The organism is Bradyrhizobium sp. Kon10 (genome assembly GCF_055807395.1).
The window spans coordinates 56,890-77,623 of sequence record NZ_JBVVOZ010000002.1 but is presented as its reverse complement, the minus strand read 5'-3'; the positions used below and the strand labels follow the sequence as shown (position 1 = coordinate 77,623).

Genomic DNA, 20,734 nt, shown 5'->3' with positions numbered 1-20,734 from the left:
TCAACTCAGCCTGAACCTGATCCCGCTCTTCGCGAGGCCGCCCGAAATCCCGGCCGGCGTGCCGTCCGCGCGCCAGCAGGCGGCGCCCGTCATGCTCCCGTCGTCATGGAACGCGATCGCGTTCATGCCGCCCGCAACCGTCGCAACCGGCTGGACCTTGTGGCCGAGGCTTGCGAGTTTCGTGCGCACGCTCTCCGGCACCGTCTGCTCGACCTCGAGCGCGTTGCCTTCGGTCCAGACCCGCGGCGCCTCGACGGCCTCTTGCAAGCTCATGCCATGGTCGATCAGATTGATCAGCGCCTGCATTGCGCTCGGGAAGATGCGCTTGCCACCGGGCAGCCCCAGCGCATAGCGTAGCTTGCCGTCGCGCAGCGCCATCATCGGCGACATCGAGGTAGTGACGCGCTTGCCCGGCGCCAGCGAAAGCGCGTGGCCGGGACGTGGATCGAACAGGTTCATGTAGTTGTTGGCAATCGCGCCGAGGCCCGGGATCATGATCTTCGCGCCGAACAAATTGTTGATGGTCTGCGTGGTCGCAACCACATTTCCAAACGAATCCGCCGCTGTCATGTGCGTGGTGTGCGCGCCTTCGAGCTGCGACACGCCGGCGCCCCAGGCTTGCGCCCGCGCCGGATCGATCGCGCGGCGGCGCTCTTCGGCGTAAACCTTCGACGTCAACCGCTCCACGGGCACGCCAACGTAATCGGGATCGCCGCTGGCCGCGGCACGATCGGCAAAGGCGACCTTCAGGACTTCGGCGAGATAGTGAATAGTCTCGGGCGTGCCGAAGCCGAGGCCGCCGATGTCGTACGCCTCCAGAATGTTCAACATCTGCGCGATATGCACGCCCGAAGCCGCGGGCGGCGGCGGGCCAAGGATGGTCCAGCCGCGATAATCGGCGCGGATCGGCTGCCGCTCGACAGTCTTGTAGCTGGTGAGATCGTTGCGGCGGATGAAGCCGCCGGTCTTCTCCATATAGTCGACGAGGATGTCGCCCAGCGGCCCTTCGTAAAGCGCGTTGTCGCCGTGCTCGGCAATATAGCGGAGCGTCTCGGCGTATTCGGCCTGTACCACCCGCTCGCCAATCTTCAGCGGCTCGCCGTTCGGCAGGTAGATCGCCGCGATCGGCTTGTCCTTGCGCATCTCGGCGGCGCTCTCGCTGATGCATTCATGCAAATAGGGCGTGGCGGCGTAGCCGCGCGTGGCATGCTTGATCGCGGGCTGCATCACGTCGCCGAGGCTCATGGTGCCGAACCGGCGCAGCGTCTCGCACCAGGCTTTCAGCGAGCCCGGGGTAGCAACCGCCTTCGCGCCGTTGAGGTTCTCATTGCCGACTGTGTCGAACACGTCATGCACCGCGCCTGGCTTGGAGGTGTAGGTGTTGTCGCGCACCGCCGAGGGCACGGTGCTCTGACCGTCGATGAAGCGATGGCTGCCGTCGGCCAACCTGACATGGGCCATGCCACCACCGATGATGCCGACCATCATTGGCTCGACCACCGTGAGCGTGAACAGGGTCGCGATCGCGGCGTCGATGGCATTGCCGCCGGCCGCCAGCATCTCGGCACCCGCGCTGGAAGCCAGCGGATGGTTGCTGACCACCATGCCGCGGCTGGAAACCGCCGGCATTTTCTGGCACTCAAACGTCGTTGCTGTCCGGTCGCGCCAATTTCCGCTCATCCCGCTGTCCCTCTTTCATGCGCGGCGAGCACATCACACGTACGACTACGGGTCCAGTAATGGTACGGATTCGCTGGCAATCCCGGTTCCACCATCATTGTCACTGCTGATTCGGACCTCCGCGATCCCCTTTGGATCGGGCCGGCACGTCCTGAGCGAGAAGAGCTCAGCATCCCCATCGATGCACGTTCGCGTGGCGTTTTCCTGACCCAGGCACTCCAAAGGATTTATCTTCCATGCACACGATCGTACTGGCCACCCAAAAGGGTGGCAGTGGCAAAAGCACGCTCGCCATCGGCCTCGCGCTGGCAGCCAAGCAGGCCGGCTTCACCGTCCGCCTGATCGAGACCGATCCGCAGGGCACCCTGTCCAGCTGGCAGCGCCGCCGCAGCACCGAGAACCTCGTGGTCGAGCCGATCTATCACGCTGCCGATGTCGAGCCGCGGCTGAAGATGCTGGCCGAGAGTGGCCTCCAGCTCGCGATCGTCGATACCGCGGCCGGCCTCAGCGCCACGACCACGGCAGCGATCCGCCATTCCGACCTCTGCCTGATCCCGGCCCGCCCGAGCGTCGCCGACATCGAGGCGACGACGTCGACGCTCAGCGTCGCGCGTGCCTGGAAGCGGCCCTACTGCTTCGTGCTGAACCAGACGCCGATCCGCGGCCAGCGCATCGACAACGCGGCCAACACGCTCGCCGAGGAAGCCGCGCTCGATCTCACCGAGGTGCTCGCGCGCCCGCTGATCGTGATGCGCAACGATCATCAGGATTCGCTCGCCAGCGGTCTCGCGGTGAGCGAATTCGCGCCGAACGGCAAATCGACCGAGGAAATCCGCGGCCTCTGGCACTGGATCGAAACCCGGCTGAACATCTCGGCGACCGATGTGTTGATCGACCAGGTGATCTCGGCCGCCGACGGCATGTTGCACCACGCCGCCGAGCGCGGCGCGGACGAGACCACGACTCTGGTGTCCTGAGCGGGGCGATCGCCCGGACGCCAAGTGGCTCTTCGCCCTCCGGTTGAAGAGCCTCAGCGACGAAGCAATCCGGCCACCAGCCCGGCCGGATTGCTTTGCTTATCCAGACGCGCCATCTTCCCGTCATTGCGAGCGTAGCGAAGCAATCCAGAGCGTCACCGCAGAAAGATTCTGGATTGCTTCGCTGCGCTCGCAATGACCCTCGTGGTGACCCGGCTACGAACCTGACCCATCACTTCTGACATTTCGCACACCAGAAGGTCGACCGGCCGTTCTGGGTGAAGCGTTTCACGATGCCGCCGCAGCGCGGCGTCTTGCAGGTCTCGCCTTCGCGATCGTAGACCTTGAACGAGTGCTGGAAATAGCCGAGTTCGCCGGAGGTCTGGCGATGGTCGCGCAGTGAGGAGCCGCCGGCCTTGATGGCGTCGTTCAGCACGGTGTGAATGGCGCCGACGAGCCGCTTGGCATGATCGGTCGGCTCGCCCTTTTTTGTCGACAGTGTCGCGGCGATCCGGCGCGGTGACAGGTGCGAGCGGTGCAGGGCTTCGCAGACATAGATGTTGCCGAGCCCGGCGACCACGCGTTGATCGAGCAGCGCGGCCTTCAGGCTCGTGGTCTTGCCGGCGCAGGAGCGCGCCAGCATGGCCGCATCGAATTCGTTGCCGAGCGGCTCGGGGCCGAGCCCGCGCAACAACGGCTCCTCATCGAGCGCGCTGCGCGCGATCACTTTCATGTAACCGAAGCGGCGCGGATCGTTGAAGACGATGTCGGCGCCCGATGACATCCGAAACAGCACGTGGTCATGCGTGGAGTCTTTGGCCCGCGGATAATGAAACTCGCCGGGCGCGGCGTCGTTGTCCGGCTTGATGACGCGAAACGAGCCCGACATGCCGAGATGCATCAAGAGCACGTCGCCGGAGGCGAGATCGGCCATGAGATATTTTGCACGGCGACCGAGCCCGGTGACGACCTGTCCCTGGAGCCGGGCCACGAAGTCCGGCTGGAACGGAAAGCGCAGATCGGGTCTGCGCGCCTCCGCGGCAAGGATTTTTGCACCCTCCATGACGGGCTGAAGGCCGCGGCGAACGGTCTCGACTTCGGGCAATTCAGGCATGGTCAGGCATTCACCTTATGAGGGCGGTGTGATAGCGCCATTGCGGCGGCCGCGCTATGGTCCGCCTCGTGGAGTAGAGTAATGGATCGGCCGGGCGAAACCACGCATTTTGGCTTCAGGGACGTTCCCCTGGGGGACAAGCAGACGCTGGTGAACGATGTGTTTCACAGCGTGGCGTCGCGCTATGATTTGATGAACGACCTGATGTCCGGTGGCCTGCACCGGGTCTGGAAGGACATCATGATCAACGCGCTCGATCCGCCGAGAAGCGACCGGCCGTTCGCGCTGCTCGACGTCGCCGGCGGCACCGGTGACATTTCGTTCCGGGCCGCCAAGGCGGCAGGCCCCGGCTTCCACGCTACGGTCTGCGACATCAATTCCGGGATGCTGGCGGTCGGCCGCGAGCGCGCCGCGAAGCGGCATCTCGAAACCCAGGTCGATTTCGTCGAAGGCAATGCCGAAGCGCTCGCCTTCGCCGACCGCAGCTTTGACGCATATACGATCGCTTTTGGCATTCGCAACGTGCCGCAGATCGATCTGGCGCTGCGCGAGGCCTATCGCGTGCTGAAGCCCGGCAGCCGCTTCCTGTGCCTGGAGTTCTCCACGGTCGAGATGCCCGGCCTCGACAGGCTCTATGACCTGTTCTCGTTCAAGGTGATCCCGCCGCTCGGCCGCATGGTCACGGGCGACGCCGAATCCTACCAATATCTGGTCGAATCGATCCGCAAGTTTCCCAAGCCAACCGTGTTCGCCGACATGATCCGTGAGGCCGGCTTCTCGCGTGTCAGTTTTCAGACGCTGACCGGCGGCATCGTCGCACTGCATTCGGGCTGGCGTTTGTGATTTCTGCCATCACCCACATTTCGCGCCTGATCCGCGCCGCGTTCGTGTTCGCGCGCGAGGGCGTGTTCGGCTCGGTCGATCCGAGCCTGGTGCCACCGCCCGGGCAGGTTGCGCTGAAACTTGCGCGCCTGATCGAACGCCGCGGCGTCAAGCAGGGACCACGGATCGCGCGCGCGCTGACGCGAATGGGTCCGGCCTATCTCAAGCTCGGACAATTTCTGGCGACGCGCCCCGACGTGGTCGGGTTCATCATGGCGCGCGACCTCGAAAGCCTTCAGGACCGGCTGCCGCCGTTTCCGCAAGCGGAAGCTGAAGCTGCCATCGCGATCTCACTGGAACGGCCGCTCAAGAACGTCTTCGCGAGCTTCGGCCCAGCGGTCGCGGCCGCCTCCATCGCGCAGGTGCACCGCGCCGAGGTCGAGCACGACGGCATCCGCAAGGCGGTCGCGGTCAAGGTGCTGCGGCCGAACGTGGCCTCGCGCTTCCGTCGCGACCTCTCCGATTTCTTCTTTGTCGCGCACAAGGCCGAGGCCTATTCGGCCGAGGCGCGCCGTTTGCGCCTCGTTGAAGTCATCAACACGATGTCGCGATCAGTCGCAATGGAGATGGACCTTCGTTTGGAAGCCGCCGCGCTGTCGGAAATGGCGGAGAACACGCGCGACGATCCGGATTTTCGCGTGCCGGCGGTCGACTGGGACCGCACCACGCACAACGTGCTGACGATGGAGTGGATCGACGGCATCGCGCTGAATGATCACAAGCGCCTTGCAGACGCGCAGGTCGACCTGCCTGATCTCGGCCGCAAGATCATCCAGAGCTTTTTGCGCCACGCGCTACGCGACGGTTTCTTCCACGCCGACATGCATCCGGGCAATCTGTTCCTCGATGATACGGCCCGTCTCGTCGCGGTCGATTTCGGCATCATGGGCCGGCTCGGCATGAAGGAGCGGCGCTTCCTCGCCGAAATCCTGCTCGGCTTCATCACCCGGGACTATCGTCGCGTGGCGGAAGTGCATTTCGAGGCGGGCTATGTGCCCGCGCATCATTCGGTGGAGAATTTTGCGCAAGCCATTCGCGCCATCGGCGAGCCGATCCACAACCGCACCGCCGAGGAGATCTCGATGGCGCGGCTGCTGACGCTGCTGCTCGAGGTCACCGGCCTGTTCGACATGACGACACGGCCCGAGCTGATCCTGCTGCAAAAGACCATGGTGGTGGTCGAGGGCGTGGCGCGTGCCTTCGATCCCAGGCTCGACATCTGGAAGGTCGCCGACCCCGTGGTGCGCGAATGGATCGAGCGCAATCTCGGACCCGTAGGCCGGATACAGGGTGCGCTGTCCGGCGGCGGCGATCTCGCGCGTGTGCTGATGCGCCTGCCCGACATTGCGCAGCGTTCGGTCGCAGTGCTCGAGCAGCTGGAGACCATGACGCGGGAGGGCCTGCGGCTGTCGCCGGAGACCATCGCGGCAATGGACCGCAGCGAGGGCCGCAAGACCCGCGCGCGCACCGTGGCGCTCTGGATCATCGCCGCGACCTTCATTGCAATCCTGTTCGCCGTCCGGAATCTGTGATTGCACTGCAATCACGCCTTTGATAGCATCGCCATCATTTCGTGCTGGAGGGCGTCATGGCGAGCCTGACCATCCGCAAGCTCGACGAACACGTCAAAACCTATCTGCGGCTGCGTTCGGCCAAGAACGGCCGGTCGGTCGAGGAGGAGGTCCGGGTCATCCTGCGGGAGCTGATCGAGGGCCGCGAGGAGCCGTTGACGCCGTTTGCGGTGCCCCCCGAGCCATCTGCTGCGCCTGCGCCGCAGCGCACCGGTGCCCTCCCCGAGGCCAGCGTTACCCTGATCATCGGCGGCGGCATCGCGGCCTACAAATCGCTCGATCTGATCCGGAGGTTGAAGGAACGCCGCATCGAGGTCCGCTGCGTGCTGACCAAGGCCGCGCAGCAATTCGTCACGCCACTGGCCGTGAGCGCGCTATCGCATGAGCGCGTCCACACCGACCTGTTCGACCCACAGAGCGAGTTCGATGCCGGCCATATCCGCCTCGCCCGCGACTGCGACCTGATTGTGGTGGCGCCCGCGACCGCGGACCTGATGGCCAAGATGGCGAACGGCCACGCCGACGATCTCGCCAGCGCGATCCTGCTCGCCACCAATCGCAAGATCCTGCTGGCGCCGGCGATGAACCCGCTGATGTGGAACAACGCGGCGACACGGCGCAATGTCAGCTTGCTTCAGCGCGATGGCGCGGTGCTCGTCGGACCGAATTCCGGCGAGATGGCGGAGGCGGGCGAAGCCGGCATCGGCCGCATGTCGGAGGCGATCGAGATCGCGGCGGCCGCCGAGCGCCTGCTGCGGCCGCCGGTGCCGCGGCCGCTCGCCGGCAAACGCGTGCTGATCACCGCGGGCCCGACCCATGAGCCGATCGACCCGGTGCGCTACATCGCCAACCGCTCCTCCGGCAAGCAGGGCTTTGCCATTGCCGCCGCCGCGCAAGCCGCGGGCGCCGAGGTGATCTTGGTGAGCGGCCCGGTCGATCTCGACGTTCCCGCTGGCGTCACGGTCAAGCACGTCGAATCGGCGCGCCAGATGCTGGAGCAGGTGCAGGCCGCGCTTCCGGCCGACATCGCGATCTTCGCCGCCGCGGTGGCCGACTGGCGCGTGGTCAACGAAGGCGAACAGAAGCTGAAGAAGACCGCGGCCGGCATGCCGCCGCTTCAGCTGGTCGAAAATCCTGACATCCTCGCCACGGTCTCGAAGCTGACCGACAAGCGCCCGCCGCTGGTAATCGGCTTTGCCGCCGAGACCGAGCACCTCATCGACAACGCCAAGACAAAGCTCGCCCGCAAGGGCTGCGATTGGATCGTCGCCAACGACGTCTCGCCGGCCACCGGCGTGATGGGCGGCGACCGCAACACCGTGCATCTCATCAGGCGCGAAAATGCTGCGAAGAACGGCGAGATCGCGGTTGATTCCTGGCCCGTGATGACCAAGGAACAAGTCGCCACCGAGCTGATCGCCCATGTCGTCAAAAGCGTGGCCGGCACATTCCTGGAGCCCGCATCTTGAGCACGAAGGTCACCGTCGAACTGCAACGCTTTGCGCATTCCGAAGGCCTGCCGCCGCCGGCCTACCAAACGGTCGAGGCCGCCGGCCTCGACCTGATGGCAGCGGTTCCGGACGGCGAGCCGGTGACGCTCGCACCCGGCCAATATTCCCTGGTGCCGACGGGCCTAGCGATCGCCTTGCCGGCCGGCCACGAGGCCCAGGTGCGACCGCGCTCGGGGCTCGCGGCCAAGCACGGCGTCACCGTGTTGAACTCGCCGGGCACGATCGACGCGGACTACCGCGGCGAGATCAAGATCATCCTGATCAATCATGGCGCTGTGCCGTTCGTGATCAAGCGCGGCGAGCGCATTGCGCAGCTGGTGATCGCGCCCGTGGTGCAGGCCGCACTGGTTCCCGTGGCCGAATTGTCGGCGACCGATCGCGGCGCCGGCGGCTTCGGCTCGACCGGGCGCTAACACCGCGGCGAGTTGGCTTCACCTCTCCCGCTTGCGGGAGAGGTCGACGCGCTCGCGGAGCGCGGCGGGTGAGGGCTTTCCCCCACACACGGAGTGCCCCATTGCGGAGACACCCTCTCCCCGGCCCTCCACGCAAGCGAAGGAGGGAGCGGACTGGCTTCGTGGCAGGCAATCCAACGCGCCGCCGCGCAGCAATCCCGACCGAATCACCCGCAGAATTGCGTGGACTGGAACCCCGCGCCCCGCATTTTTTTGGGGCCACCTTTGCGTTCACGATCTGGACTCTTACCGGTGGAGTCACGGTGAGGGTATTGTCGTTTGATTCGCGCGCGACGGGGGTCGCCGCGTGCAGATTCGTGCGGTCTTGGGGCAACTATGTCAGACGTGATCGTGTCGATGCGTCGGACGTTGCTGTCGTGCACATTCTTGGTGCGCGACGGCCTGATCGGAAGCGCTCTCGCAGCGCTGTTGCCGGCTGCGCCGGCCAAAGCAAGCGAGAAGGCCGCCGACCTCGTCGACACACTCTCGATATTGCTGGATTTCAACCGGCAGGAGCTCGCGGTGCTGGCCACCGCGCTGGCCCTGCTCGGCTTTACGGTCGTGGCCGCGATCCTGTTGATGCGCACGCGCGTGCGCACCGCAAAGAACGAGGCGGCGCTGCGCGCGCGGATCAGGGAACTGCAGTTGCAGGCCGATCGCTTCGGCGCGCTGCTGTTCGCCGAGCCGCAGGTCCTGATCTCCTGGCCGGCCGGCGACAATCGCGCGCAGATTTCGGGCGATGTCTCGATGGTGCTGCCGCGCGATTCCTCGCCCCAGCGGGTGCTTGCGTTCGGAACCTGGTTGCCGCCGGAACCGGCGCTCCAAATGGATCATGCGGTCGATGCCCTGCGCGAACGCGGTGACGGGTTCCAGCTGACGCTGACCACCGCCAACGGCCACACGCTGGAAGCGCTCGGACGTGCCATCGGCGGCCAAGCCATTGTCAGGATCCGCGAGCTCTCCGGCCTGCGCCGCGAATTGGCGGAAACCAATCTGCGCCACAAAGCGCTCTCCGACGAGACCGAGATGCTGCGTGGCTTCGCCGCCGCGGCGCCCTGGCCGATCTGGGCCAAGGGCGAGAACGGCGCGCTGACTTTCGCCAACCCGGCTTATGTGCGCGCCACCGAAGCGACCAGCGTCGGCGACGCCCAGGATCGCAAGCTCGAGCTGCTCGACAGCGCCGACCGCGCGGCGATGGAGCGGGGCCTGAAAGACGCCGCCAACTTCAACGCGCGGCTGCCGATCGTGACCGGCGGCGAGCGACGCATCTACGACGTGCGTGCGGTCAATGTGGGCAGCGGCAGCGTGGGCGTCGCGATCGACGCCAGCGAAGCGGATGCACTGAGCGCGGCGCTGGTGCGGATGGCCGAGGCGCATCGGCGCACGCTCGACCAGCTCTCATCCGGCGTTGCCGTGTTCGACGGCCAGCGCCGGCTCGCCTTCTACAACGATTCCTACCGGCGGCTGTGGGACCTTGACCGCGGCTTCCTGGATGCCAATCCCGACGATTCCAGCGTGCTCGACAAGCTCCGCGCCGCACGAAAACTGCCGGAGCAGCCGGATTTCCGCGCCTGGAAGGCCAAGCTGCACGAAGCCTATCGCGCGGTCGAGGCCGCGAAAGACACCTGGTACCTGCCCGACGGCCGCGCGCTCTCCGTCGTCACCACGCCGAATCCGGAAGGCGGCGTCACTTATCTGTTCGACGACGTTACCGAGAGCCTCGAGCTCGCCCGCCGCTTCGACGGCATGATCCGGGTTCAGCGCGAGACCCTGGACAGCCTTGCCGAAGGCGTCGCGGTGTTCGGCAGCAATGGCAAGGCGCAGCTGTTCAATCCCGCCTTCGTCCGCATGTGGAAGCTGTCGAACGATGCCATGCGCGAGGAACCGCATATCCAGACCGTCGAGGGCTGGTGCCAGCAGCTGGTCGACGATCCCGTCGTCTGGCGCCAGATCCGCGAGGCCATCACCTCGATCGAGAACCGCGCCGACGTGCCGCTGAAGCTGGAGCGCAAGGACGGCAGCGTGCTCGACGGCATGATCCGTCCGCTGCATGACGGCGCGACCATGCTGACCTTCCTGGACATCACCGACACCGAAAATGTCGAGCGCGCGCTGCGCGAGCGCAACGAAGCGCTGGAGACCGCAGACCAGATGAAGGTGGATTTCGTCCACCACGTCTCCTACGAGCTGCGCTCGCCGCTCACCACCATCATCGGCTTCGCGCATTTCCTCAGCGACCCCTCGACCGGTCCGCTGACGCCGAAGCAGGCCGAGTATCTCGACTACGTCACCAAATCGACCAACGCGCTGCTGGCCCTCACCAACAACATTCTCGATCTCGCCACCATCGACGCCGGCGCCATGAAGCTGGAACTGGGCCCCGTCGATGTCAGCAAGGCCATCGAGCTGGCCGCCGAGGGCATCCAGGACCGGCTCGCCACCGACCGCATCCGTCTCAAGATCGAAATCGCGCCCGACGTCGGCAGCTTCGTCGGCGACGAGAAGCGCGTGGTACAGGTGCTCTATAACCTGCTGGCCAACGCCGTCGGGTTTTCGCCACATGATTCGAGCATCGGCATCAGCGCCCGCCGCACCGAGCGGAGCGTGGTCTTCACTGTGACAGATTCCGGGCCTGGAATACCTGCCGACATGAAGGACAAGGTGTTCAACTGGTTCGAAAGCCGCTCGCAGGGCTCGCGTCACCGCGGCGCCGGGCTCGGGCTGTCGCTGGTGCGTTCCTTCGTCGAGCTGCATGGCGGCAAGGTGCGGGTGGATTCGATCGTGGACAGGGGCACGGTCGTGATCTGCGACTTCCCGACCGACCAGGCGGCGCAACGCGACGCCGCCGAATGACGGCGCCGGCCACATTCTCCGTCGCGCTCCACAACGAGACAGCCACCGCGCAGCTGATGGCCGATCTGGCGCTGCTAGTGGGACCGGGTGACGTCATCACGCTCACCGGCGATCTCGGCGCCGGCAAGACGGCCGCCGCGCGCGCCATGATCCGCTATCTCGCCGGCGACGACGCGCTGGAAGTGCCGAGCCCGACTTTCACGCTGGTGCAGGGCTATGAGTTGCCGCCATTCCCTGTGATGCATGCCGATCTCTATCGGGTGGAAGACGAGAGCGAGCTCGAGGAGATCGGGCTGGCGCCGCTTCCGGACGCCACGCTTGTCCTGATCGAATGGCCGGAGCGCGCGCCGTCAGCGATGCCCGGGGACCGCATCGACATTGCGCTGACGCATCGCCCGGCGCTGGGCTCGAATGCACGCGCCGCCGACATCACGGGTCACGGCAAGAGCGCAGCTCAGGTCGCGCGGCTGAAGGCGCTGCGAGAGTTCCTCGATGCCTCCGGCTACAGCAACGCGACGCGCAAGCGCATGGCGGGCGACGCCTCGACACGCTCCTATGCGCGGCTGTTGCGCGACGAGGATGTCGTCATCCTCATGAACTTTCCGCAGCGCCCCGATGGCGCGGCGCTGTACAATGGAAAATCCTACAGCGCGGCGGTACATCTCGCCGAGAACGTCAAGCCCTTCGTCGCGATCGACCAAGGCCTGCGTGCGCAGGGCATCTCAGCGCCCGCGATCCATCATTCCGATCTCGACCATGGCTTCCTGATCACGGAGGATTTCGGCAGCGAAGGCGTGATCGAAGGCGATCCGCCGCGCCCGATCACCGCGCGTTACGAAGCCGCCACCGATGTATTGGCCGCGCTGCACGGCAAGACGCTTCCGGACACGCTGCCGCTGGATGGGCAGACCTACGCCATTCCGGTCTTCGACACCGAGGCGCTGTTGACCGAAATCGGTTTGATGCCGGAGTGGTATTTGCCCGATCGCAACGCGCCGCTGAGTGATGCAAAGCGCGCGGAATTCTTCGCGATGTGGCGCGAGCTGCTCAAAAAGCCGCTGGCAGCGCCGAGAACGTGGATCATCCGCGACTATCACTCGCCGAATCTGATCTGGCTTGCCGATCGCACCGGCATCGAACGCCTCGGCGTGATCGACTTCCAGGACACCGTGCTCGGACCGCAATCCTACGACGTCGTGTCGCTGCTGCAGGATGCCCGCATCGATGTCCCCGAGACCATCGAACTGACGCTGCTGTCGCGCTACATCAAGACGCGCCGTGCGGCAGATGCGAGCTTCGATCCGGCGGCCTTCGCCGAGCTCTATGCGATCATGTCGGCACAGCGGAACACGCGCCTGCTCGGCACTTTTGCACGATTGAACCGCCGCGACGGCAAGCCGCATTATCTGCGCCACCAGCCGCGGATCTGGACCTACCTTCAGCGCTCGCTGGCGCACCCTGTGCTTGCCCATCTGCGCGACTGGTATCTCGCCAACGTCCCGCCGCCCCAATCCTGATTCGGGGCCGATTTACCGACTGTTAGCCAAGGCGCCGGTATTCTGGCGGGGAGGCAGCCGGGCAAGTACGGGGCTGGAGCGGGGCAGATGGCGGTCAAGACGGACCAGCGCGGCAGCAGCCGGGTTATTTTCGAGCGCGGGATTGCGGCCCAGATGATGGGCATCGACGGCACCTGGCGCCGCGAATGCACCATGGAGGACGTTTCCGAGACCGGCGCCAAGCTGACCATCGACGGCTCGGTCGAAGGCCTGCATCTGAAGGAATTCTTTCTGCTGCTGTCGTCCACCGGACTTGCCTACCGGCGCTGCGAACTTGCCTGGGTCAATGGCGACCAGATCGGCGTCAATTTCCTCAAGCTCGGCGACAAGAAGAAAAAGACGCGTTCCACATCCATCGGGGCGTAACGGCAACACCCGTCGTACAACCGTCACGCCAGGCCGCTAAGGCCCTTGGGATGCGGTGCGGCTGAGCGGGGCTCGTGCTAGGATTGCTGCGAACACGAAGTTCAGAGGTTCGAGAAAGCGAAGGATGTCCGTCACACCGACCAAAGCCATGGTGCTCGCCGCAGGATTCGGCCTGCGCATGCGTCCGCTGACGGACAAGATGCCCAAGCCCCTGGTGCCGGTGGCCGGACAACCGCTTCTCGACCACGTCCTCGACAAGCTCGGCCACGCCGGCGTAACCGAAGCCGTCGTCAACGTGCATTACTTGCCGGACCAGATCATCGACCACGTCGCGGGCCGCCAGCATCCGCGCGTGACTATCTCGGACGAGCGCCACCAGGTGCTCGGCACCGGCGGCGGCGTGGTCAAGGCCCTGCCGCTGCTCGGCGACGCGCCGTTCTTCCACGTTAATTCCGACACGCTGTGGATCGACGGCGTGCGCTCCAACCTGGCGCGGCTTGCGGAGAATTTCGATCCGGCGCGGATGGACATCCTGCTGCTGATGGCGCCGACCGCAACCAGCATCGGCTATACCGGCCGGGGCGATTACGGCATGCTGGCCGACGGCGCGCTGCGCAAGCGCAAGGAAAAAGAGATCGTCCCGTTCGTCTATGCCGGCGCAGCGATCCTGTCGCCGTCGATCTTCACGGACGCGCCGACCGGCGAGTTCTCGCTCACCAAGATGTTCGACCGCGCCAACGAGCAGGAGCGCCTGTTCGGCCTGCGACTGGACGGCGTCTGGATGCATGTCGGCACCCCCGACGCCGTGCACGCCGCGGAAGAGGCGTTTCTGGAGAGCGTGGCGTAGGGCTGTCCGCGTCCGGCACCGATGCCGTAGGGTGGGCAAAGCGCAGCGTGCCCACCAAGTTGATCCTCGGTGGAGAATGGTGGGCACGGCGCAAGCGCCTTTGCCCCACCCTACGCCACCTGTACCGGCCCGGCGAACAGCGGGGACGACCTCACCTTCACTCATGACCATTTGAGTCCGCCTCCCTATATTGTCGCCTGATCCCCGAATCAGGCAGCCGATGCGCGTTTTCACTGTTCCCATCTCAGTTCCGTTCCTGCGCACAGTCGTGACGGCTCTGCTCGACGGCCGGCTGGTTGATGGATTCGAGGCGCGCAAGGAGCCGGCGCGGCTTGCGGATGCCACGCTGTACCTGCCGACGCGCCGCGCCATGCGCGTGGTCCGTGAGATCTTCCTCGACGAGATGCAGGCGGATGCGGTGGTGCTGCCGCGCATCGTCGCGCTCGGCGACATCGACGAGGACGAGCTCGCTTTCGCGGACGAGGGCGAACAATTTTCCGGTGCAACGCCGCTCGATATTCCACCGCGGCTCGGCGAACTGGAGCGGCGGCTGACGCTGGCGCATTTGGTCGCGGCGTGGGCCAAGCGTCCCGTGCTGGCGCCGCTGGTGGTCGGCGGTCCCGCTTCGACGTTTGCTTTGGCCTCGGACCTCGCACGCCTGATCGACGACATGATGACACGTGGCGTCGATTGGAGCGCGCTCGATGGCCTGGTGCCGGATCAGCTCGATCAATATTGGCAGCACTCGCTCCAGTTCCTGCATATTGCGCGCGAAGCCTGGCCTCATCACCTCGCCGAGATCAACCGGATCGAGCCCGCGGCGCGGCGCGATCTCCTGATCGCGGCGGAAGCCAGGCGCCTGACCGCACATGCCCATGGTCCCGTGATCGCAGCCGGGTCAACCGGCTCGATGCCGGCCACCGCGAAATTCCTCCACGCTGTCGCTTCACTGTCGCACGGCGCAGTGGTGCTGCCGGGTCTCGACACCGATCTCGACGAGGACGCCTGGCGGACCATCGGCGGCGTGCGCGATGCGCTCGGCAAGTTCGCGGAGCATCCGGCGTCGAATCATCCGCAATATGCCTTGCACGCATTGTTGGAGCGCTTTGGCATCAAACGCAGCGATGTCGAACTTCTGCAGCCGCCGGCGGACGGCGGCCGCGATCTGCTGGCATCCGAATCGATGCGGCCCTCCGCCACGACGGAGATCTGGCACGACCGGCTGAAGCAGCCGCTCGTCGCCGCAAAGATTGCCGCCGGCATGAAAAATCTCGCGGTGGTCGAGGCGCCCAATCCCGAGATGGAAGCACTCGCGATTGCGATCGCGATGCGAGAGGCGCGCCATCTGGACAAGTCGGCTGCCCTCGTCACCCCCGACCGCGCGCTGGCACGACGGGTGATGGCGGCGCTGACCCGATGGGATCTCGCCTTCGATGATTCCGGCGGCGACGTGCTGATGGAGACCTCCGCCGGCGTGTTTGCGCGCCTCGCGGCGGAGGCGGCGACGAAGGGATTGGAGCCGCCGACGCTGCTGGCGATGCTGAAACATCCGTTGTGCCGGCTCGGCCGGCTGCCTGGCGCATGGAAGGCGGCGGTCGAACGCCTGGAGCTTGCGGTGCTACGCGGCACGCGCCCGCCCGCGGGCACCGCCGGCCTGCTGCGCGAGTTCAACCGTTTTCGCGACGAGCTTGCAAAGCTGGGGCGGAAGGAGGTTTCCGCACTACATCATGCCGAGCCGCGTGCGCGTCTCAAGGCGGAAGATCTCGATCGCATCCAGGCGCTGATCGATGCGTTGCGACAAGCCTTGGCCCCGATCGAGAGCCTGTCGCCCTCGACGCCCTACGACTTCGCCGAGCTCGCACATCGACATCGCGAGATCCTGATCGAACTGTCGCGCGACGAGCAGGGCATTCCGCTGGCTTTCGAGGAGCGCGAGGGTCTCGCACTCGCGAGCGCCTTCGACGATCTCCTGCGCGGCGGCACGACCAGCGGATTGATGATGCCGCTGCCCGACTATTCCGACGTGTTCCACACCGCGTTCGGCGATCGCGCGGTGCGACGGCGCGACAGACCGGGCGCGCGGCTGCAGATCTACGGCCCGCTGGAATCGCGGCTGATGCAGGCGGATCGAATCATTGTCGGCGGCTTGATCGAAGGCGTCTGGCCGCCGGCGCCGCGCATCGATCCCTGGCTGAGCCGGCCGATGCGGCATGAGCTCGGCCTCGATCTGCCGGAGCGGCGCATCGGCCTCTCCGGCCATGATTTCGCACAACTGCTCGGCGGCGATGAAGTCATCCTGACCCATTCGGCCAAGGCGGGCGGCGCCCCGGCGGTGGCGTCACGCTTCCTGCACCGGCTGGAAGCAGTCGCAGGCGAGGAGCATTGGAAGGCGGCCATCAGCGCCGGCGAGAGATACGTGCAGTTCGCAGGCGCGCTGGACCAGCCCCACGAGGTCAAGCCGATCAAGCAGCCCGAACCGCGGCCGCCGCGCGCGACGCGGCCGCTGAAAATGTCCGTGACCGAAATCGAAGACTGGTTGCGCGATCCCTACACGATCTATGCCAAACGCATCCTGCGGCTGGACGCGCTCGATCCCGTCGACATGCCGCTGTCGGCGGCCGACCGCGGCTCGGCGATCCACGATGCACTGGGCGAGTTCACTGAAACCTATGCTTCGCGTCTGCCAGACGATCCCGCCCGCGTGCTGCGCGCGATCGGCGAAAAATGTTTCGCGCCGCTGATGGAGCGGCCCGAGGCTCGGGCGCTGTGGTGGCCGCGCTTCCAGCGCATCGCGCGCTGGTTTGGCGAATGGGAAACGGCACGGCGCGATGCGATCGAGGCGATCACCGCGGAGACCCGCGGCGAAATCTCGATCCCACTCGATCACGGGCGCAGCTTCCGCCTCTCCGCCCGCGCCGATCGCATCGAACGGCGCCAGGGCGGCGGCTATGCCATCCTCGACTACAAGACCGGCCAGCCGCCGACCGGCAAGCAGGTCCGTATGGGCCTTTCGCCGCAGCTCACGCTGGAGGCCGCGATCCTGCGCGAAGGCGGTTTCCCCGATATCGACGCCGGCGCGTCAGTGAGCCAGCTCGTCTATGTCCGCCTGAGCGGCAACAATCCGCCGGGCGAGGAGCGCATCCTCGAACTCAAGGTCAAGCAAGGCGACCAGCCACAGCCGCCGGACACCGCGGCCGCCGAGGCAAGAGCCAAGCTGGAAGCGCTGATCCGGGCGTTCGACGAGGTGAACCAGCCCTACACATCCCTGAACCTGCCGATGTGGACCAATCGCTACGGCGCCTATGACGATCTCGCCCGCATCAAGGAATGGTCGGCAGCCGGTGGACTGGGGATCGAGGAATGGTGAAGGCTCCGCGCCCCATCCCGGATGCCGTGCGCGACACACAGAGGCGCGCCTCGGATCCGACCGCATCGGCCTTCGTCTCGGCCAACGCCGGTTCGGGCAAGACCCACGTGCTGGTGCAGCGCGTGATCCGGCTGCTGCTGGCAGGCGTGCCGCCGGAAAAAATCCTCTGCATCACTTTTACAAAGGCTGCCGCCGCCAACATGGCCGAACGGGTGTTCACCACGCTCGGCCATTGGGTGACGCTGGACGATACGGCTCTTGATGCAGCGATCCGCGACGTCGGAATCCCTCACCCCAATACCAAGTTGCGGCGCGATGCACGAAAGCTGTTCGCCTGCGCGCTGGAGACGCCGGGCGGGTTGAAGGTGCAGACCATCCACGCGCTGTGCACGCGCCTGCTCCAGCAATTTCCATTCGAGGCCAATGTGCCGGCGCGCTTCGCCGTGATGGACGAGCGCGACCAGGCCGACATGATGGAGCGCGCCAATCTGAAGGTGCTGCTGGACGCCGCGCGCGATCCGGAGAGCGTCACCGGCCGCGCGCTTTTGACCGCGATGGCGAGCGCCGCCGATGTCACCTTCAAGGAGGTCGTGCGCGAGGCTTGTCTGAGCCGTGACCATTTCATGGCCTGGACCGACGAGGCCGGCAACGCTGAAGCCGCTGTCGCGCAGATGACGGCGGTGCTGGGCGTCGATGCGATCGATCGCATCGAAGGCGTCGAGAACGAGATCGTCGACGGCCCGTTCCTGCCACGGTCGCGTTGGGACGACATCGCCTTTGCGCTGGGCGACGGCAGCAAATCCGACAACGACCAGGCGGGTCGTCTGCGCGAGGCAATGGTCTTTTCAGGCAGCGCGCAGGTCGATGCCTATCTCGGCGTCTTCTTCACCGACGAAAAGCTGCCGCGCAAGGCGGTGCTGACCAGGAAATTTTGCGATCACAATCCGTCCGTGGCCCGCCTGTTCGAGAACGAGGCGCAGCGTCTTGACGCTTTGATCGAGAAGCGCCGCGCCGTGATCGTGCGCGACCGGACCGCCGCCCTCCTGCACATCGCCACCGCCGCCGCCGCGAACTACCGGCGCGAGAAGCAGGAGCGCGGGCTGCTCGATTACGACGACCTGATCGACAAGACACTGGCGATGCTCGACCGCGTCGCCTCGGGCTGGGTGCACTACAAGCTCGATCGTGGCGTCGACCATGTCCTGATCGACGAGGCGCAGGACACCAGCCCGCGGCAATGGGACATCGTCGCGCACATCATCTCGGAATTCACGGCCGGCGCAGGCGCCCGCGAAGGCCTCAACCGAACCGTCTTCGCCGTCGGCGACGAGAAGCAGTCGATCTTCTCGTTTCAGGGCGCTCAGCCCCGGGAGTTCGATGCGCGGCGGCGCGAGCTGCACCGCAAGTTCACCGCGGCCGGGCTGAAATTCGATCCTGTCGCCTTCACCTATTCGTTCCGTTCGGGCGCGGCGATCCTGCACTCGGTCGACCACGTGTTCCGCGAGCCCGCGATCTACAAGAGCATCCATTCGGTCGACATCGGCCATCCCCTGCACAATGCGCTCAGCGACGCAGGTCCAAGCGTGATCGAGTTGTGGGACCTTGCGGAAGCCGACGATCGCCAGGACATCGAGGGCTGGCGGGCGCCGTTCGACGGCGTCGCCGTCACCAGTCCGGAAGTCAAACTCTCCCGCCGCATCCAGGCCGAGATCAAGCGGCTGGTCGAGAGCGGCACGCTGACCGGCCATGAAGGCAAACGCCGGCCGCTGCGCTATGGCGACATGCTGATCCTGGTGCGCCGCCGCGGCAATGCGTTCGATGCCGTGATCCAGGCCTTGAAACATGCCAACATTCCTGTCGCCGGCGCCGACCGGCTCAAGCTCACGGAGCATATCGCGATCATCGATCTGATGAACCTCGCGGATGCGCTGCTGCTGCCGCAGGATGACCTTGCGCTCGCGGTCGCGCTGAAAAGCCCGCTGTTCGGGCTCGACGAGGATGACCTGTTCCAGCTTGCCTGGGACCGCAAGGGATCGCTGCGCCGCGCGCTCGGCGAACAGGCGAGGGGCAACGAAAAGTTCGCGGCCGCACTGCGCCGGCTCGAAGCCTGCGAGGCGCGTGCGCGCGAGGAGACCCCGTTCGCATTCTATGCCTGGCTGCTGGGCGGCGACGGGGGCCGTGCGCGCATCCTGCGCCGGCTCGGCCACGAGGCCAATGACGCGCTCGACGAATTTTTGGAGCTTGCAGTGAACTACGAGCGCAAGGCGCCGGCCTCGCTGCAAGGTTTCATGGCCTGGCTGCGCGCGGCCGACACCGAGGTGAAGCGCGACATGGAGATCTCGCGCGACGAGGTGCGGGTGATGACCGTGCACGGCGCCAAGGGCCTGGAGGCCTCGGTCGTGTTCATGGTCGATACCACCTCTTCGCCCTCCGATAGCCAGCGGCTGCAGCTGATCCAGGTGCCGCGCGGCAATGGCGGCGAGGTCGTGGTCTGGGCCGGCCGCAAGGCCGACGATCCGAAGCCGGTCGCCGAGGCCCGCAACGCGATGCTCGAGGAGACCGAGGACGAGTACCGTCGTCTGCTCTACGTCGCAATGACGCGCGCGGCCGACCGTTTGATCGTCGGTGGCTGCCTGCCGGGCAACCGGAAGGCGGTGCGCAAGCTCAGCTGGTACGACCTGATCGACACCGGGCTCGCCGGCTCCGGCCTCGACAAGCAGACGATCGAGACCCCGCTTGGCAAGGTGACGCGATTCGCCCGGCCGGAGGATGTCGCAGCCCAGGGAACGCCGGCGGCGTCGGTGGACCGGAGGGTCGCGCTGCCGGACTGGCTGCGGACGCCGGGGCCACGCGAGAGCCTCGAGGATGATGCGGTGCGCCCGTCCGGGCAGTCGGCCGAGGAAGGCCGCGCGGTCCGGAGCGGCGAATCAGTCCAGTCGCGCGCGCTGGCGCTGCAACGCGGCACGCTGGTGCACCGGCTGCTGCAATCCCTGCCCGACATCGCCAGCGAGCGCCGGCGCGAGGCCGCGCTCGGCTTCATGGCGCGCAACGCCGCCGACTGGACCGAGGCTGACCGCGCCGCGCTCGCCGACAAGGTGCTCGCGCTGATCGCCGAGCCGCGATTCGCAGCCGTCTTTGCCGCCGGCAGCCGGGCGGAGGTCGCCATTGTCGGCCGGCTGGAGCGGCCGGGCCGGCCGCCGGCGCTGGTGTCGGGCCAGATCGACCGTCTGGTGGTGACGTCGGACGAGGTCCTGATCGTCGATTTCAAGACCAACCAGAGCCCGCCCAAGACCGCCGCCGAGGCGCCCGCGGCGTATGTCCGGCAGCTTGCGTTGTACCGGGCGGTGCTGGCCCGGCTCTATCCCCAGAAGCCGGTGCGCGCCGTCCTGCTCTGGACCGAGGCCCTTGAATATATGGAGATTTCCGCGCCCGCGCTGGACGCGGCGCTGGCATCCCTTCATCTCGATGTGAGCGTCCTTGACCCGGCAAGGAGCCGTTCATAGGTTGACGCCATGATCTTGGCGCGATTCCCGTCGCGCCTTTCTCTCAGGTACGAGG

General features: G+C 66.2%; 13 protein-coding genes. 11 read left to right on the top strand and 2 right to left on the bottom strand.

What is annotated here, in order from left to right; all coding sequences use genetic code 11:
* The gene (gene ggt / locus AC0L2O_RS03435) at positions 1 to 1,680 is read right to left on the bottom strand and encodes a gamma-glutamyltransferase (RefSeq protein ID WP_473368716.1); all 1,680 of its coding nucleotides are present in this window, start codon (positions 1,678 to 1,680) and stop codon (positions 1 to 3) included.
* A gap of 236 nt (positions 1,681 to 1,916) precedes the next feature.
* Here ggt and AC0L2O_RS03430 point away from each other — a divergent pair, with 236 nt between their 5' ends.
* Entirely contained in the window at positions 1,917 to 2,657 is a 741-nt protein-coding gene (locus AC0L2O_RS03430) for a nucleotide-binding protein (protein ID WP_473368715.1), read from the top strand.
* Between the two features lie 232 nt (positions 2,658 to 2,889).
* Here AC0L2O_RS03430 and mutM read toward each other — a convergent pair whose 3' ends face one another.
* Positions 2,890 to 3,771 (bottom strand): bifunctional DNA-formamidopyrimidine glycosylase/DNA-(apurinic or apyrimidinic site) lyase, encoded by an 882-nt coding sequence (gene mutM, locus AC0L2O_RS03425; RefSeq protein ID WP_473368714.1) that lies wholly within the window; start codon positions 3,769 to 3,771, stop codon positions 2,890 to 2,892.
* 81 nt (positions 3,772 to 3,852) lie between these two features.
* Here mutM and ubiE point away from each other — a divergent pair, with 81 nt between their 5' ends.
* From ubiE to addA, 10 genes are all read left to right on the top strand, one after another.
* Positions 3,853 to 4,614 (top strand): bifunctional demethylmenaquinone methyltransferase/2-methoxy-6-polyprenyl-1,4-benzoquinol methylase UbiE, encoded by a 762-nt coding sequence (gene ubiE, locus AC0L2O_RS03420; RefSeq protein WP_473368713.1) that lies wholly within the window; start codon positions 3,853 to 3,855, stop codon positions 4,612 to 4,614.
* Entirely contained in the window at positions 4,611 to 6,185 is a 1,575-nt protein-coding gene (gene ubiB, locus AC0L2O_RS03415; protein WP_473368712.1) for a 2-polyprenylphenol 6-hydroxylase, read from the top strand. The genes ubiE and ubiB overlap by 4 nt, the downstream gene beginning before the upstream one ends.
* Positions 6,186 to 6,241: 56 nt before the next feature.
* Entirely contained in the window at positions 6,242 to 7,693 is a 1,452-nt protein-coding gene (coaBC, locus tag AC0L2O_RS03410) for a bifunctional phosphopantothenoylcysteine decarboxylase/phosphopantothenate--cysteine ligase CoaBC (RefSeq protein WP_473368711.1), read from the top strand.
* Entirely contained in the window at positions 7,690 to 8,148 is a 459-nt protein-coding gene (gene dut / locus AC0L2O_RS03405) for a dUTP diphosphatase (protein ID WP_473368710.1), read from the top strand. Before coaBC ends, dut begins: the two co-directional genes overlap by 4 nt.
* Positions 8,149 to 8,523: 375 nt before the next feature.
* On the top strand, positions 8,524 to 11,040 hold the full coding sequence (locus AC0L2O_RS03400) for a sensor histidine kinase (RefSeq protein WP_473368709.1): 2,517 nt from the start codon (positions 8,524 to 8,526) through the stop codon (positions 11,038 to 11,040).
* Entirely contained in the window at positions 11,037 to 12,557 is a 1,521-nt protein-coding gene (gene tsaE / locus AC0L2O_RS03395; RefSeq protein WP_473368708.1) for a tRNA (adenosine(37)-N6)-threonylcarbamoyltransferase complex ATPase subunit type 1 TsaE, read from the top strand. The genes AC0L2O_RS03400 and tsaE overlap by 4 nt, the downstream gene beginning before the upstream one ends.
* A gap of 87 nt (positions 12,558 to 12,644) precedes the next feature.
* On the top strand, positions 12,645 to 12,962 hold the full coding sequence (locus AC0L2O_RS03390; RefSeq protein WP_473368707.1) for a PilZ domain-containing protein: 318 nt from the start codon (positions 12,645 to 12,647) through the stop codon (positions 12,960 to 12,962).
* A gap of 124 nt (positions 12,963 to 13,086) precedes the next feature.
* Complete coding sequence (locus AC0L2O_RS03385) at positions 13,087 to 13,809, top strand: nucleotidyltransferase family protein (RefSeq protein ID WP_473368706.1); 723 nt, start codon at positions 13,087 to 13,089, stop codon at positions 13,807 to 13,809.
* A 220-nt stretch (positions 13,810 to 14,029) separates the two neighbouring features.
* Positions 14,030 to 17,176 carry a double-strand break repair protein AddB gene (gene addB / locus AC0L2O_RS03380; protein ID WP_473368705.1) on the top strand — a complete coding sequence of 1,049 codons (3,147 nt, stop codon included), beginning with the start codon at positions 14,030 to 14,032 and terminating at the stop codon, positions 17,174 to 17,176.
* Positions 17,170 to 20,679, top strand: coding sequence for a double-strand break repair helicase AddA (gene addA / locus AC0L2O_RS03375; RefSeq protein ID WP_473368704.1), 3,510 nt, complete (start codon positions 17,170 to 17,172; stop codon positions 20,677 to 20,679). Before addB ends, addA begins: the two co-directional genes overlap by 7 nt.
* Positions 20,680 to 20,734 lie beyond the last annotated feature (55 nt).

What these genes read in the sequence shown, in the direction of transcription:
- ggt (WP_473368716.1), bottom strand. Translation starts at nt 1,680, where the DNA reads ATGAGCGGAAATTGGCGCGACCGGACAGCAACGACGTTTGAGTGCCAG.
- AC0L2O_RS03430 (WP_473368715.1), top strand. Translation starts at nt 1,917, where the DNA reads ATGCACACGATCGTACTGGCCACCCAAAAGGGTGGCAGTGGCAAAAGC.
- mutM (WP_473368714.1), bottom strand. Translation starts at nt 3,771, where the DNA reads ATGCCTGAATTGCCCGAAGTCGAGACCGTTCGCCGCGGCCTTCAGCCC.
- ubiE (WP_473368713.1), top strand. Translation starts at nt 3,853, where the DNA reads ATGGATCGGCCGGGCGAAACCACGCATTTTGGCTTCAGGGACGTTCCC.
- coaBC (WP_473368711.1), top strand. Translation starts at nt 6,242, where the DNA reads ATGGCGAGCCTGACCATCCGCAAGCTCGACGAACACGTCAAAACCTAT.
- AC0L2O_RS03400 (WP_473368709.1), top strand. Translation starts at nt 8,524, where the DNA reads ATGTCAGACGTGATCGTGTCGATGCGTCGGACGTTGCTGTCGTGCACA.
- tsaE (WP_473368708.1), top strand. Translation starts at nt 11,037, where the DNA reads ATGACGGCGCCGGCCACATTCTCCGTCGCGCTCCACAACGAGACAGCC.
- AC0L2O_RS03390 (WP_473368707.1), top strand. Translation starts at nt 12,645, where the DNA reads ATGGCGGTCAAGACGGACCAGCGCGGCAGCAGCCGGGTTATTTTCGAG.
- AC0L2O_RS03385 (WP_473368706.1), top strand. Translation starts at nt 13,087, where the DNA reads ATGTCCGTCACACCGACCAAAGCCATGGTGCTCGCCGCAGGATTCGGC.
- addB (WP_473368705.1), top strand. Translation starts at nt 14,030, where the DNA reads ATGCGCGTTTTCACTGTTCCCATCTCAGTTCCGTTCCTGCGCACAGTC.
- addA (WP_473368704.1), top strand. Translation starts at nt 17,170, where the DNA reads ATGGTGAAGGCTCCGCGCCCCATCCCGGATGCCGTGCGCGACACACAG.